The sequence below is a fragment of the Streptomyces sp. NPDC039736 genome (genome assembly GCF_055596485.1).
Window position 1 is genome coordinate 521,226 of the sequence record NZ_JBVIUQ010000001.1, and the last position, 14,513, is coordinate 535,738.

The following is a 14,513-nucleotide window of genomic DNA, read 5'->3' on the forward strand; positions in this document are numbered from 1 at the left end:
TCGGGCACCTCCCGTCCCGCCGCACCCGGAGTCCGCCACCGGCGTCCCGGCTGGCAGGCCCGGCGGGGGTGCGGCAGAGTGGGCGTAGCCGCAACGTAACTCTGTGCGACGGAGGTCCGGTCATGTGCCTCGCCGCACCCGTTGCGACCGTGTCGACCCCGGTTCCCACCGGGCTCTCCGTGTGACACACGTCGTGGCTCCCGGAGGCTCGGCGCACCGGGCAGAACGGCGATCCCTTCGCCATACGACAGGACCGCTTCCGCAGCGGGTCCCGTGCCGTCGCGCCCAAGGCAGGAGCCCATCAGCCATGATCCGCCCCAGTTCGCTAGCGTCCCCGCACGCCCCGGCCGGCCCGGGCGTGATCCGCGTCGCCTCCGTGCCCTCGGGTCATGTCTACGTGAGGCACTGCGCGGACGGGCGGCAACCCGACGGCGTGGTGCGGCTCGCGGACCCGAGACCCAACGGCGCGCCCAGTAATTCCCAGCAGTGGTGGCCGCCGGTCATGCTCGATCCCGCGTGGGTGCGCGCCCACCACACCGAGTTCGACCTGTTCCACCTGCACTTCGGCTTCGACGCGCAGACCCCCGCCCAACTGGCCGAACTGGTCCGCACGCTCAAGGAGTTCCGCAAACCCCTCGTCTACACCGTGCACGACCTGCGCAACCCGCACCAGGCCGACCCCGCCCCGCACGACGCGGCACTGGACGTCCTGATACCGGCGGCCGACCACCTCTTCACGCTGACCCCGGGGGCGGCCGGCGAGATCGCCCGGCGCTGGAACCGCCACGCCACCGTCGTCCCCCATCCCCACGTGGTCGAGGAACCCCGGCTGTCCGCCCCGCGCCCGGAGCACGAGGGCTTCCGGGTGGGCCTGCACGCGAAGAGCCTGCGCCCCAACATGGCGCTGCTGCCGGTCCTGGAAGTGCTCACCGCCGCCGTCGGGGAACTGCCCGACGCCGTGCTCCAGGTGAACCTCCACCGCGAGGCGGCCGACCCGGGCGCGCACGCCCACGCCCCTGAGGTCGTGGCGGAGCTGCGCGCCCTGGCCGCCGCCGGGCGCATCGTGCTGCGCGAGCACGACTACTTCGACGACGACCAGCTGTGGGACTACCTCTCCTCCCTGGACCTCTCGGTGCTGCCGTACGCCTTCGGCACCCACTCCGGATGGCTGGAGGCCTGCCACGACCTCGGCACCGCGGTCGCCGTCCCGACCTGCGGGTACTACGCCGAGCAGCGGGCCTGCCTGCGGTACGGGCTCAGCCTCGCGGACGGGCTGCACGCGGGCTCGCTGCGGGCGGCCGTGCGCGAGGCGTACCGCACCCGCCCGCAGTGGCGCGCCGGCGCGGCGGACCGGACGGCCGAGCGGGCCAGGGTGGCCGAAGCGCACCGCGCCGTCTACCAGGAACTGCTGGCGTGAGCGACCCGCTGCGCGTCGCTCTGATCGCCTCCGTGCGCTTTCCCGTCAAGGAACCCTTCGCCGGCGGGCTGGAGGCGCACACCTGGACCCTGGCCAGGGCCCTGCGGGAGCGCGGCCACCGGGTGGACCTGTTCGCCGCCCCCGGCTCCGACCCCGGACTGGGAGTGCGGGAACTGCCGGTCCACCTGCCCGTGCTGAGCAAGGAGGCCCGGGCGGACGTCAGCATGCCCGACCCCAGGTGGCTGGAGGAGCACCATGCGTACCTGCGGCTGATGCTCGACCTCGCCGCGGACGACGGCCGCCGCTACGACGTCATCCACAACAACAGCCTCCACTACCTGCCGGTCGCCATGTCGCCCGCGGTGCGCGGCCCGATGTTCACCACCCTCCACACGCCCCCGACGCCCTGGCTGGAGTCCGCGATGCAGGCCCACGGCCCCCACCGGGCGGTCTACAGCGCGGTCAGCCTGCACACCGCGTCCTCCTGGCACCCGCTGGTCGCCGACGCCCGCGTCATCCGCAACGGCGTCGACACCCGCCGCTGGCGGCCGGGCCCCGGCGGCGACCAGTTGGTCTGGTTCGGCCGGATCGTGCCCGAGAAGGGGCCGCACCTGGCGGCGCTGGCCGCCCGGAAGGCGGGCCGCCGCCTGCGCCTGGTGGGGCCCGTGGGCGACCGCGGGTACTTCGATACGAACCTGCGCCCGCTGCTGGACGAGGACATCACCTACGCGGGCCACCTCACCGGCCGCGACCTGGCCGAACTGGTGGGCCGTTCGGCCGCCGCCCTGGTCACCCCGTGCTGGGACGAGCCGTACGGACTGGTCGTCGCGGAGGCGCTGTCCTGCGGGACGCCGGTGTGCGCGTTCGACCGCGGCGCCCTCGGCGAGATCCTCACCCCGGAGTGCGGGACCCTCGCCCCGCCGGGCGACGTGGACGCGCTCGCCGACCTGATCGGCCACGCCGTACGGCTGGACCGCGGATCGGCGCGGCAGCGGGCGGAGGACTTCTGCTCGTTGGAGGCGATGACCGACAACTACACCGACTTCTACCACGAGCTCGCCGCATGATCGGCTACTACGTCCACCACCACGGCCGCGGCCACCTGCACCGCGCCGTGTGCGTCGCGCACCGTCTGCGCACCCCGGTGGCGGGCTTCTCGTCGCTTCCCCGCCCTGCCGGCTGGCCGGGGGAGTGGACCGAGCTGCCGAAGGACACCGGCGCCGGGGCGGACGGCGCGGCCCCCACCGCGGGCGGCACGCTCCACTGGGCGCCGCTGGGCCACGCGGGGCTGCGCGGACGCATGGGCGCGATCGCCGGGTGGATCGCCGAGGCGGGACCGGACCTGTTCGTCAGCGACGTCTCCGTCGAAGTCGCCCTGCTGGCCCGGCTGATGGGGGTGCCCGTGGTGGTGGCCGCGATGCGCGGCGACCGCTTCGACACCGCCCACCGCACGGCGTACGACCTGGCCGACGCCCTGCTGGCCCCCTGGCCCGCGGCCTGGCCCGAGCCCGACTGGCCGGACCACTGGCGGGCGAAGACCACCCACACCGGGGCCTTCTCCCGCTACGACGGCCGGCCGCGCCCCACGCGGGAGGGGACCCCCGCCCCGTCCCGCCGCTCGGTCGTCGTGCTGCTCGGCGCGGGAGGTGACGGCATCACCGAGGACGACGTCCGGCGCGCCCGCGAGAAGACCCCCGACTGGGAATGGACCGTCCTCGGCGGAACCGGAGGGCAGTGGACCGACGACCCGTGGCCGCTGCTGTGCCGGGCGGACGCGGTGGTGACCCACGCGGGCCAGAACGCGATCGCCGAGTGCGCGGCCGCCCGCACCCCGGCGCTCGTCATCGCCCAGGACCGTCCGCACGACGAACAGCGGGCGACGGCGAGGGCGCTGCACGGGGCGGGACTCGCGACCGTGCGGTCCGGCTGGCCGGCCCCGGAGGAGTGGCCGGGGCTGCTGGAGCGCACCGCCCGCACCCCGGCCGACCGCTGGGCCCGGTGGGCGCCGGGCGACGGAGCCGACCGGGCCGCGCAGCTCCTCGACCGCCTGGCCACGGCCGGACCGGCCCTCGGGAGGCAGCCGTGCGCACAGCGGTGATCACCCTCGTCGCCGGACGCCACCGCCACCTCCTGCTGCAACAGGACGGTCTGGCGGCGGGCGAACGGCAACCCGACCACTATCTGGCCGTCACCATGGGCGACCCGGCCGTGCCCGCGCTCCTGGGCGGCCGGCGGCCGGTGGCCGAGACCCTCGCCGTGCCCGTGCCGTCCGACGGGCGGCTCCCGCTGGCCGCCGCCCGCAACGCCGGGGCGGCGAAGGCCCTGGCCGCCGGGGCCGACCTGCTGGTCTTCCTCGACGTGGACTGCGTACCGGGAACCCGGCTGCTCGCGCGGTACGCCGAGACGGCCACGGACGGCGCCCTGCTGTGCGGCACCGTCGCCTACCTGCCGCCACCGCAGCCCGGCGGATACGACCTGGCCGCCCTGCACACGCTCGCGCCGCCGCACCCGGGCCGTCCCGTGCCCGCCGACGACGAGGTACTGGGCGGGGGGAACCACGACCTCTTCTGGTCGCTGTCCTTCGCCCTCACCGCCCGTACCTGGCGCACCGTCGGCGGCTTCTGCGAGGAGTACAGCGGCTACGGCGGCGAGGACACGGACTTCGCCCGGCTGGCCGCCGCCCGCGGCGTCGAGCTGCGGTGGGTGGGAGGCGCGCCCGCCCACCACCAGCACCACCCGGTCTCCCGCCCGCCCGTCGAGCACGTCGACGACATCGTCCGCAACGCGTCCCTCTTCCACCGCCGGTGGGGAACCTGGGCGATGGAGGGCTGGCTGCGGGAGTTCGCCGACCTGGGCCTGGTCGCCCGCGCGACCACGGGCGACGGATGGCGGGTGACCGCGCGGGAGGCCGCGGGGTGACGGCCGGCGGAGCCGGGGAACCCGCCCGGCGGCCGATGCGTGAAACCCCGGCCCACGGGACACACGACCTTCCGGGGCAAGGACCTATCCCCACGAACCAGAGCAAAGCGCACCACAGGAGGAACAACCGATGGGCGAGACGCCGCAGCACCCCAGGACGAAGCACCCGCAGCCCCCGTTCCCCCAGCAGGACCAGGAGCCGCCGGGCACGACCGCGGCCATGGACCCGGTCCCCGATCACGGCGAGGAGTCCTACCGGGGCAGCGGTCTCCTGCCCGACAGGGCCGCCGTGGTGACCGGCGGCGACTCGGGCATCGGCCGGGCCGTCGCGCTCGCCTACGCCCGTGAGGGGGCGGACGTCCTCTTCACCCACCTCCCCGAGGAGGCGCAGGACGCCCAGGAGACCGTGCGCCTGGTCGAGAAGGCCGGCCGCCGGGCGGTGGCCGTGCCCTGCGACATCCGGGAGGAGGAGCAGTGCCGGGCGCTCGTCGAGCGGGCCGTCGCGGAGTTCGGGCGGATCGACGTACTGGTCAACAACGCGGCGTACCAGATGGCCCAGCCCGAAGGCATCCAGGACATCAGCACCGAGCAGTTCGACCGGGTGGTGCGCACCAACCTGTACGGCATGTTCTGGCTGTGCAAGGCGGCCGTGCCGCACATCCCCGCGGGCGGCTCGATCATCAACACCACCTCGGTGCAGGCCTACCAGCCCAGCCCGCAGCTCCTCGACTACGCCATGACGAAGGGCGCGATCGTCACGTTCACGAAGGGCCTCGCGCAGATGCTGGTCGACCGGGGCATCCGCGTCAACGCGGTCGCCCCGGGCCCGGTGTGGACCCCGCTCATCCCGGCCACGCTGCCGGACACCGAGGAGTTCGGCGCGCAGTCCCCGATGGGCCGGGCGGCACAGCCCGCGGAGATGGCCCCCGCGTACGTCTTCCTCGCGTCGGAACAGGCGAGCTTCATCACCGCGGAGATCATGAACGCGACGGGCGGCACACCCCTGTAGCCCACCGCCGGACGCCCCCCCGCGCTGCCGCCACTGGCGCGGGGGCGGGCGCAACGGACGAGCTCCGGCTCCCTCCCTCCGGCGGCCTCCGGCCGGCACGGGCCCTGGCACTGGTTCCGGCACCGGTTCTGGACGAACCGACGCACCACCTCGGCGTCCGCGCCCAGTTCGAACTCCCGCACCTGACGCGCCCCATTGGCACCACGACGCCGGCGGCCACGCCGGTCCGTGGTTGTCATGCGCAGGACCTGGGCAGTAGTGTCCACCTGCCTTGGTGTACGGGAAATCCGGTGAAGTACCGGTGCGGCCCTCGCCACTGTGATCGGGAAGTCCTGCTCCAGCCCCTCGCGGGCAGCCACTGGGTCCTCGGACCTGGGAAGGCGGAGATCCGGGCGGTGTCACCCGTCAGCCAGGAGACCGGCCAGGGCACTTCAACCGTCCACGAGGTGCTGGAGAGGTCTGCTGAGCCATGCACATAGCCGAGGGGTTCCTGCCCCCAGTACACGCGATCGCCTGGGGCGTCGCGGCTGCCCCGTTCGTCGTCCACGGAGTGCGTTCCCTGACCCGGGAGGTCAAGGAACACCCGGAGAGCACGCTGCTCCTGGGCGCCTCCGGGGCGTTCACCTTCGTTCTCTCCGCACTCAAGCTGCCCTCGGTGACCGGTAGCTGCTCCCATCCCACCGGCACGGGCCTGGGCGCCATCCTGTTCCGGCCGCCCATCATGACGGTGCTCGGAACGATCACTCTGCTGTTCCAGGCGCTGCTCCTGGCGCACGGCGGACTGACCACCCTGGGAGCCAACGCCTTCTCCATGGCGGTCGTCGGCCCCTGGACCGGATACGGCGTCTACCGGCTGCTGCGCCGCTACGACGTCCCGCTCATGGTCACCGTCTTCTTCGGGGCGTTCGTGGCGGACCTGACCACCTACTGCGTCACCAGCGTGCAGCTCGCGCTCGCCTTCCCCGACCCGAGCGGCGGATTCCTCGGCGCACTGGGCAAGTTCGGCTCCATCTTCGCCCTCACGCAGATCCCGCTGGCCGTCAGCGAGGGCCTGCTCACGGTGCTCGTCATGCGGCTCCTCGTCCAGTCCAGCAAAGGCGAACTGACCCGCCTGGGCGTGCTCGTCACCGGTGGACGGCGCGACTCCGTCTCCGAGGCGGTGGCCCGGTGAAGCGGAACACGAAGATCAACCTGCTGCTCCTGCTCGTGGTGGCCGCGCTCGCGGTCCTGCCGCTCGCGCTGGGTCTCGGCGACCACAAGGAGGAGCCCTTCGCCGGGGCCGACGCCGAGGCGGAGACGGCCATCACCCAGATCGACCCGGACTACGAACCGTGGTTCTCCCCGCTCTACGAGCCGCCCTCGGGGGAGGTCGAGTCCGCCCTCTTCGCCCTCCAAGCGGCCCTCGGCGCCGGCGTCCTGGCGTACTACTTCGGGCTGCGCCGCGGACGCAGGCAGGGGGAACTGCGCGCCGCGCACCGCGCCGGAAGCGGCACCGGCACCGCCGAAGCGGCCGTGGACCCACCTGCCGGGGACCGGACCTGAGCCCACGTGCTGCCCATCGACGTGGCGGCGCACAGCAGCCGCTGGCGCCGCCGCCACCCTCTCGACAAAGCCGTCCTCGCCCTGGGCCTCACCGCACTCGCCGTCACCCTGCCGCCGTGGCCGGGAGCCGTACTCGTACTCGTCACGGCACTGGTGCTCCTCCTGGGGCCGGCCGGCGTCACCCTCCGCAAGGTGTGGCGCGCCTGGCGGGTGCCGCTCGGCTTCTGCGTCACGGGTGCGGCCACCCTGACCGTCCAGGTCGGTGCGCCCGGCGCGTTCATCGCTCTCGCTCCGCACGGCTGGGAGCACGCGACGCAGGTGCTGCTGCGCTCGTCGGCCGCGTCCCTGGGCGTGCTGCTGCTCGCCTTCACCACACCCGTCACGGATCTGCTGACGTGGCTGCTGCGGCTGGGCGTTCCGGCGCCGGTGGTGGACGTGGCCCTGGTGATGTACCGGATGATCTTCCTCCTGCTCGAGTCCGTCCGCCGCATCCGCGAGGCGCAGGCCGCGCGGCTCGGCCACACCACGCGCACCGCCGCCTTCCGCTCCCTGGCGGGGCTCGGCGCCGTCGCCTTCGTCAAGGCGTTCGACCAGGCGGGCCGCATGCAGCGCGGGCTCGCGGGGCGCGGCTACGACGGCACCCTGCGCGTCATGACGCCCGACCTGCACGTCTCCCGCCGCTTCGTGCTCCTCTCCCTGGCCCTGCTCACCGCCCTGGTGATCCTCACCCTCGTACTCGAAAGGCTGCTGCCATGAACGACGACGCCGTGGTGAGCCTGCACGGGGTGTCGTTCGCCTACGAGGACGGTCCCGCCGTGCTCAGCGACTTCGACTTCGCGATCTGCGCGGGGCGCGCCCTCGCGCTCCTCGGCAGGAACGGCAGCGGGAAGACCACCCTCATGCGGCTGCTCAGCGGAGGGCTGCGCCCCCGCACGGGCCACCTGGCCCTGGAGGGGAAGCCGGTGACCTACGACCGGGCGGGCCTGACCCGGCTGCGCACCAGCGTCCAGCTCGTGCTCCAGGACCCCGACGACCAGTTGTTCGCCGCTTCGGTCGCCCAGGACGTGTCCTTCGGGCCGCTCAACCTCGGTCTGCCGCCCGCCGAAGTGGCCGACCGGGTCGCCCGGGCGCTCGCCGCCCTCGGCATCACCGATCTCGCCGAACGCCCCACCCACCTGCTCTCCTACGGTCAGCGCAAGAGGGCGGCCATCGCCGGAGCCGTCGCCCTGCGCCCCCGCCTGCTCGTCCTCGACGAGCCCACGGCCGGCCTGGACCCGGAAGGGCAGGAACAACTGCTCGACACCCTCGCCGGGCTCCGGGCGGGCGGCACCACCGTCATGATGGCCACCCACGACGTGGACCTGGCACTGCGGTGGGCCGACGACGTCGCCCTGCTCACCCCGTCCGGGGTGCGGCTGGGCGCGGCACCCGACACCCTGGCCCGGGGCGACCTCCTGGAGCAGGCGGGACTGCGACCCGCCTGGGGGATCGCGGCGTCGCGGCTGCTGCGCGCGCAGAATCTGCTGGACCGGGAGGCGCCGGGGCCGCGTACCGCGTCGGAACTCGACACGTACACGGCCCTGGTGCGGGGTGCGCAGGCTGCGGAGTGAGCACCCGCGCCCGGGGCGCGGCCCGTGACCGTGTGTCCGACGCTCGACCGCCCGCCGGAAGAAGAGGCCGTCGACGACCGCCCGATGACTCCTCCACCGTCCGCTCCGTGCCGTGTTCTTCGGCAGGTGCGAACCGGAACCGCGGGCGGCGCCGCGTCCCCTCGTCCCGGCAGAGGTTCGACACCCCGTGCCGGCCGGGGGCTTGAGCCACGAGGACATCGATGCCCGCGTGTGTGGTGGTGAGGCCCTCCCCTACCAGGGCCAGGGCGCGTCGGGGTTGACTGATCCGACGGCCAGGCCGCCCAGAACGGCAGGCAGCCAGGTGAGCCCGGTCCAGGACTTGGAGGTGTGGCCCATCGCGGTACCTGCCAGCGTCGGGAGTACGCACCCCAGGAGCAGCAGTGGTACCAGATCGGAACCGCCGAGGCCGTAGTGGTGAGTGAGCGCGTACCCGGAACTGGTGGCCATGGCTGCGAGGAGCAGGTCCCTGACGTTCACCGTGTCCAGCGCCGGAAGTTCAGTGCCCTTGCCGCGGCGCAGCAGATAGGTGATCAGGATCGCCACCTCGGTGACGACGAAAGCGAGTGCGATCAGCATCTTGGATCCCGGTCAGAACTTGCAGTTGTTCTGGATGCTGGCGTATCCGAGGATGGCGGCAACGATCTTGCGTCCCTCCACGGTGAGCTTGCGCCGCTTCTTCCAGGTCTGGATGAGCTTGGCGGTCTTCTTGAAGCCGATCTTCTTGATCAAGCGCACGGCGACGATGACCTTCTTGCTGGAACCGGCCGGGGTGAACCCGTAGATGAAGCCGGCGACGGACGCGGCACACTTCGTGATCTTCCAGGCGGTGGACCAGAAGGACGGGTCGATCACGAGGGGGAACTTGGAGTTCGCATCGAAGTCGACGTGCTGCACCAGCTTGTTCCCGACGACCTTGTAGCTGGTCGGCACGTCCTTGCCCTGCGCGTCCTTGGCCCAGGGAGCCTCGAAGAAGCCCGCCTCCCCCTTGCTGTCGTCCTGGGGAAGGACGGAGACGGATCCGTCGTCGTGGGGGACCGCCTTCATCCCGGCCGGGAGGGTGAAGCTGGTCTCGTAGTCGTGCGGTGCGCTGCTGTTCTTGATGATCTGCAGAGTACGGCTGCCACCGTCCACCGTGGGCTGCACGACGGTGTCGACCGGGCCGCTGGACGTGTAGACGACGTTGCCTCCGATCGCGGCGCCCTTGGTGTCGACTGCCGGGAGGCCCAGTTTGGTCGGCATCTTCGCGTTCTGGACGTCGATCGTGCCGTCCTTGCCGTTCCAGGGCACGCCGACGGTGTTCTCGTCGGTGGCGGCGATGGCGGCGTACTTCTCGTCGGAGGAGGTCGCGGCAGTGGTGTCGGCGGCCTCGGAGTAGGCGTTGGCCAGTCCGAGGGCTTCCTCCGCAGCGGTGAGCTTCCAGGCCGTATCGACGTAGAACTTCACCGGTGAGGACCAGCCGGCGGAGTAGTGGGTGCCGTCGAAGGCGGTCGTGCGGAAGCTGTAGGTCTTGCCCGAGGTCAGTTTGCCTGCCGGGACCTTGACCGAAGCCGTGGTGTTGCCCGGAACCTTCTCGGAGTTGACCGTGGCGACGACCTTGCCGGTGGCGTCGTCGGTGATCTCGAAGGTGCCCTGGACGGTGTCCTCGGGGTCGGAGTCGGCCATCGACGCCCGCAGGGTCGGGGTGGTGGAGTTGACCTTGAAGATGCCGCCGGAGGAGATGAACGGGGTGCCGGCCTGGAGGTTGGCTCCGTCCCCCGGGCGGTAGTTGTGGGTGACTTCGAGGGTCGGGACCTGGTCCTGGTCGGCGGCCTCGGCGGAGTAGAAGCGCTTCCAGCCGTAGGTGTCGGATTCGTCTGCGGCCTTGAGTCCGACGGATCCGCTCGTGGCCTTCGCGGACGACCAGGTCTGGGCGAGCTGCGTGATGTCGGCGTTCACCCAGCCCGGGGCGGTGCCGGGCTTGGTCCCGGTCGAAGTGGCGGCCTTCGCCTTGAGCGCCGGCTGCTTGGTCCAGCGGGTGTTCTTGTCCGCCGGGTCGGCGGCCCACACCTCCCAGCCGCGTGCCTCGCCCGACCAGGAGTGGTAGTTCCACAGCTTGAGGTTCGCCTTGGAGACGAGGGAGTCGGCGAAGCCGGCGGTGTTGAACGTCAGGAAGGAGCGGGCGGTGCGCTTGGTGGAGCCCGAGTAGTCGCCGGGCCAACCGATCTTGAGGTCGGTGCTGGCGGACTGATCGGTGGTGTCACCGGCCTGGACGAATGTGTCGAAGAGGACGTCCAGCACATTGGCTGCCGGGTCGATCGTCACCTTCCGGCGGATCTTCATCACGGACTCCGTCCTCAACGGCCTGCCACCTCACATCGCCCAGGTCATCGCTGGTCACGACCACATCGGAACGACGATGGGACACGCCGCGATCTACCCCACTGATGCCATCGAGGCACATCGAGCGTTCATCGCCCGGCGCCGGGCTCTGCGGCCTGCCGACGAACACCGCACCGTCACCCCTGAGGAATGGGGAGAGTTCCTCGGACACTTTGAGCGCCGCAAGCTCGCCCTGGGCGACTGCGGCCGCGCATACGGAACTGACTGTGCTCACGAACACGCTTGCGTCCGATGCCCCGCCCCGATCGTCCACGCGACAGAACGTCCCCGGCTTGTCGAAATCCGCGACAACCTCCCCACGCGCATCTTGGAAGCCGAAAGGGAAGGCTGGCTCGGCGAGATCGAAGGGCTGCAGAGCAGCCTGACCCATGCCGAGGAGAAGCTAGCCCAACTCGACGCCCAGATCTCCCGGAAGCAGGAGTCTGTCGACCTGGGAACCCCTGCCTACCGGGAGGTCGTTGCTCGCACCACTGCGGCGGCCACCCTGCCGGGGCCTGCGTGACTGATCGGCTGTCAATCCGGCGGGCTCAGCAGACACCGCCACAGAACGCGGCGCGTGGACGAGCTTCGTCCACGCGGATGATCTACACCACCCCGACCCCGGCCACGGGCCACGTTCTACGGGCGGCGGGCCAGCAAGTGGGTGTCGAGGAAGCCCCGCTCGGACGCTGGGTCGTGGAGCAACCGAGCCACCGTGACGAGCCCGGCCCCGGCCAGCAACCCGGCAAACTGCTCCGCCGGCCAGCTATAGGCAGGCGCCACCTTGTGGTCGAAGCGGACAGGCTCCGGCCCTTCGGTTCCGAAGAATGACGCCAGAAGCAGGCCCCCTGGTGCCAAGACACGCACCTGCTCAGCGAGAAGCGCGGGCAATTCTTCAGGTGGGGTATGGATCATCGAGTAGTGGGCCAGCACTCCGCCGAGCGTGCCGTCCTCGACCGGCAGGGCCTCCATTCGTGCTTCATCGAACCGCAGCACCGGATGGGCCCGCCGGGCGTGGGCGACCATAGCCGGGGAGAGGTCGAGCCCGAAGGCGTCCAACCCCAAGTCGTGCAGCATGGCGGTCAAATGGCCGGGCCCGCACCCGACGTCGGCTGCCCGCAGGTTCCCCGTGTCACGCACGAGCTCGGCGAAGGTGCCGATCATGTTCCGCGCGAACGGCTGCGTCTCCAACCGATTAGCGAACATCGACGCATACAGTTCGACGACCCCGTCGTAGGCCGCCCTGGTCTCGTCCTGGTGTTTTAACACGGGAGTGAAGCTAACACCCGCGCCGTTCACAGCAGTTCTCCGGCCCCATACCGGCCCCTTCCCCACAGGACTGATCGTCCTGTCACCTGACCACGGGACGCCCCGGTAGTTCGGAGAAGGTGCCTCGGTGACATGACGGGTGTTGGCCTGGGATGCGTGTGGTCCCACTGTTGTGGGTTGGACGAACTCGTCCTGCCCTACACGGTTGCGCGAGGAGAGACTCTCGATGCGCGGGCGGACCGGGTGGGGCGTCGGACGGCCACCTGGCGGGTCGACGGAAGCGATGTCGTCATTCCCGTACGTGATATGGCCGCCTTCCCTTGGAGTCGGGCCCGGCCTGTTCGCGCGTTCTCCTGGCGTCCGGGACAGCGGCACCGGCCCGGGCTGGCGTTCATGGGGGCGAGACGGGACGCGGGCACGGGTTCGAGAGCCTGGCCGAGCGCCGCGCGCCGCGCGCTGACCGTTCTGGACCTCTGCGGTCAGGTCCGCGATGTGCTCTCGCAGCCGTTTCGCCTCCGCTTCTTCGACGACGGGGTTGGCCGGCAACACGTCCCGGACTTCCTGGTGGCCACTGCGGGAGCGACACTGCTGATCGACGTCCGCCCGGCACACCTCGTCAAGGAGTCGGACCTGGCCGTGTTCGCGGCGACCGACCGGGTGGCGGTTTCCGCAGGCCGGCGCTACCTCGTGGTGACCGGGTGGCGGGACCACGTCGCCGACACCGTGGAGGCCCTCGCGCGTGGGCGCCGTCCGCGTACGGATCCGCTGGGCCTGGAGGAGGAATTGCTTACGGCGGCGGTCGGCCCCGGGCGCTTCGGGGAGTTCGTCGCGGCGACGGCGTGGCCAGTGGTGGCGCGGGACCATCTGCAGCGGCTGCTGTGTCGCCGCCGCAGCAGCCCGCGACGGCACCGCCTTGGAGATCCCGTCGCCCGAGCTGTACTACGAGCTGCTGCCGGTGCACTTCGTGAAGGTCGACGCCCGGCGAGGAGTGAAGGTCGGCGGCCTCTGGTACGGGGCCCACAGCCCGGCCCTCGACCCGTGCCGCGGTGTCCTGGCACCGCGCGGTGGGCGGCATGCCGGAAAGTGGGCGGTTCACCGGGCTGTGACGGAGCGCGATAGTTGGCCTTTGAGCACCCTGGTTGGCCTTGAGCGCGATGGTTGGCGCGGGAGCACCCTGAGTGGGGTGTGCCGGGCGGTCTGGCCCGGCTGGGGAGGCCCTTCACGTCGGGTGCGACTCTGGGCGGATGCACGAGACAACTGCAGCTCTGGCGACCGCTCGGTGGCCCCTCACCGCGGGCCGGGAAGCCGACTGGTTGCGGGACCTGACCTCCGATGACGGACTGACGGGGTTCATGCCGCCAGCGCTGCCCGACGCGGTCTGGGTGCTTCACTCCATGTACGAGCACGAGCTCGGACCGACGGGCATGTCCTACGTCGAGTACGAGCGGCGCGTGCTCCTGGGCGGCGGGCCCGAGATCGTCCCAGGTCTGGACCCGGCAGACGTGATGGACGCGGTCCCCGGTGAGCCCCCCGGACCTCATTGGCGCCGACTGCGACGGACGGAGCTCGCGCGCCGGATCGGTGACCCGACCGTGCCTGAGGGACGCCTGCCGTGCCACAGCTCTTTCCCCTCGATCGCGCCGCGCCCCTGGCCGGTCGGGATCCAGGTCCCGTCCGAAGGCAGCATGGACCGGGCCGCCTGGAACCGCCTGATCACGATCCTCACCGAGCACAGCCCGCAGGGCCCCGACACCCCCTGCCTGGCCTACTACAGCCCGCTGCTGCATGGAGCCGACGACTTCGACAACCTGCACATCCGCACCGGCACGCTCGCGGGCGCCCACGTGCTGTACGACCACCCTGAGGAGGACGGCTGGAGCCCGTCCAACCTCTGGCCGCGGGGTCAGTCCTGGGTACTGTGCACGGACTACGACCTCTGGGCCACCAAGGTGGCCGGCCCGACCGCGCTGATCGAAGCCCTCCTCAACGACGGGGACCTCGAAGCCGTACGGCTTCCATGGGCTACCTGACCGGCCGGGGGGGGGGCGGAGCTGTGCATCGGAGTTGTCCATCCGCGCCATCTACCGTGCTCAGTCACAGTTGAGCAGGAGAAGGAAGGCCACCCGGAGCGGCTGTCGAGATCTGTGCCGGGTGTTCCCCGGCGGGCCGGCGGCGGAGGACAGCGACGTCCCACCGTTCCTCCGGCGACCTCCCGGACGGCGCCGACCTCGGCTGCCTGATCGAGGACACCGTCCACCATCCCGGCGACTCGTTCCACACCCCCGCCCCCGGCGCCCAGGAAGAGGCGGGGGAGCGGGCACCCCCCGCCTCGGGCCCGTGACACCGTGCGGGTCTCGTCCTCGACCGG

At 71.8% G+C, this 14,513-nt stretch carries 14 protein-coding genes and 1 riboswitch; of the genes, 11 read left to right on the forward strand and 3 right to left on the reverse strand.

The features are described from left to right. Positions 1 to 307: 307 nt before the first annotated feature. The 9 genes from ACZ56L_RS02225 (at position 308) to ACZ56L_RS02265 (ending at position 8,497) form a co-directional block, all read left to right on the forward strand. On the forward strand, positions 308 to 1,417 hold the full coding sequence (locus ACZ56L_RS02225) for a glycosyltransferase family protein (RefSeq protein ID WP_471060562.1): 1,110 nt from the start codon (positions 308 to 310) through the stop codon (positions 1,415 to 1,417). After that, a complete protein-coding gene (locus tag ACZ56L_RS02230) occupies positions 1,414 to 2,484 on the forward strand; it encodes a glycosyltransferase (protein ID WP_471060564.1) in 1,071 nt (356 codons plus the stop codon). The genes ACZ56L_RS02225 and ACZ56L_RS02230 overlap by 4 nt, the downstream gene beginning before the upstream one ends. Next, on the forward strand, positions 2,481 to 3,515 hold the full coding sequence (locus ACZ56L_RS02235; protein WP_471060567.1) for a glycosyltransferase: 1,035 nt from the start codon (positions 2,481 to 2,483) through the stop codon (positions 3,513 to 3,515). The genes ACZ56L_RS02230 and ACZ56L_RS02235 overlap by 4 nt, the downstream gene beginning before the upstream one ends. Next, positions 3,500 to 4,336: a glycosyltransferase family 2 protein gene (locus ACZ56L_RS02240; protein ID WP_471060571.1), complete on the forward strand. Its 837-nt coding sequence runs from the start codon at positions 3,500 to 3,502 to the stop codon at positions 4,334 to 4,336. Before ACZ56L_RS02235 ends, ACZ56L_RS02240 begins: the two co-directional genes overlap by 16 nt. 130 nt (positions 4,337 to 4,466) lie before the next feature. Next, positions 4,467 to 5,345 (forward strand): SDR family oxidoreductase, encoded by an 879-nt coding sequence (locus tag ACZ56L_RS02245; protein ID WP_345218033.1) that lies wholly within the window; start codon positions 4,467 to 4,469, stop codon positions 5,343 to 5,345. A gap of 255 nt (positions 5,346 to 5,600) precedes the next feature. After that, positions 5,601 to 5,785: riboswitch (cobalamin riboswitch) on the forward strand. A 29-nt stretch (positions 5,786 to 5,814) separates the two neighbouring features. After that, positions 5,815 to 6,516, forward strand: a complete 702-nt coding sequence (locus ACZ56L_RS02250; RefSeq protein WP_345218035.1) for an energy-coupling factor ABC transporter permease — start codon at positions 5,815 to 5,817, stop codon at positions 6,514 to 6,516. Then, a complete protein-coding gene (locus ACZ56L_RS02255) occupies positions 6,513 to 6,887 on the forward strand; it encodes an energy-coupling factor ABC transporter substrate-binding protein (protein WP_471060576.1) in 375 nt (124 codons plus the stop codon). The genes ACZ56L_RS02250 and ACZ56L_RS02255 overlap by 4 nt, the downstream gene beginning before the upstream one ends. Before the next feature lie 6 nt (positions 6,888 to 6,893). Continuing rightward, a complete protein-coding gene (gene cbiQ, locus ACZ56L_RS02260; RefSeq protein ID WP_471060579.1) occupies positions 6,894 to 7,643 on the forward strand; it encodes a cobalt ECF transporter T component CbiQ in 750 nt (249 codons plus the stop codon). Next, entirely contained in the window at positions 7,640 to 8,497 is an 858-nt protein-coding gene (locus tag ACZ56L_RS02265) for an energy-coupling factor ABC transporter ATP-binding protein (RefSeq protein WP_471060582.1), read from the forward strand. Before cbiQ ends, ACZ56L_RS02265 begins: the two co-directional genes overlap by 4 nt. 252 nt (positions 8,498 to 8,749) lie before the next feature. On the opposite strand, the gene ACZ56L_RS02270 is transcribed toward ACZ56L_RS02265, so the two are convergent. Both ACZ56L_RS02270 and ACZ56L_RS02275 read right to left on the reverse strand, forming a co-directional pair. After that, entirely contained in the window at positions 8,750 to 9,094 is a 345-nt protein-coding gene (locus ACZ56L_RS02270; protein ID WP_468688549.1) for a hypothetical protein, read from the reverse strand. Positions 9,095 to 9,106: 12 nt separating this feature from the next. Further along, positions 9,107 to 10,837: a DNRLRE domain-containing protein gene (locus tag ACZ56L_RS02275; protein WP_471060586.1), complete on the reverse strand. Its 1,731-nt coding sequence runs from the start codon at positions 10,835 to 10,837 to the stop codon at positions 9,107 to 9,109. Here ACZ56L_RS02275 and ACZ56L_RS02280 point away from each other — a divergent pair. Beyond that, on the forward strand, positions 10,797 to 11,399 hold the full coding sequence (locus tag ACZ56L_RS02280; protein WP_471060589.1) for an integrase: 603 nt from the start codon (positions 10,797 to 10,799) through the stop codon (positions 11,397 to 11,399). The genes ACZ56L_RS02275 and ACZ56L_RS02280 overlap by 41 nt on opposite strands. Positions 11,400 to 11,515: 116 nt before the next feature. Here the strand turns inward: ACZ56L_RS02280 and ACZ56L_RS02285 are convergent, their stop codons facing one another. Further along, on the reverse strand, positions 11,516 to 12,145 hold the full coding sequence (locus ACZ56L_RS02285) for a class I SAM-dependent methyltransferase (protein ID WP_471060592.1): 630 nt from the start codon (positions 12,143 to 12,145) through the stop codon (positions 11,516 to 11,518). A gap of 1,244 nt (positions 12,146 to 13,389) precedes the next feature. On the opposite strand from ACZ56L_RS02285, the gene ACZ56L_RS02290 reads away from it, so the two are divergent. Then, the gene (locus tag ACZ56L_RS02290; RefSeq protein ID WP_471060595.1) at positions 13,390 to 14,175 is read left to right on the forward strand and encodes a hypothetical protein; all 786 of its coding nucleotides are present in this window, start codon (positions 13,390 to 13,392) and stop codon (positions 14,173 to 14,175) included. Positions 14,176 to 14,513: the final 338 nt, after the last annotated feature.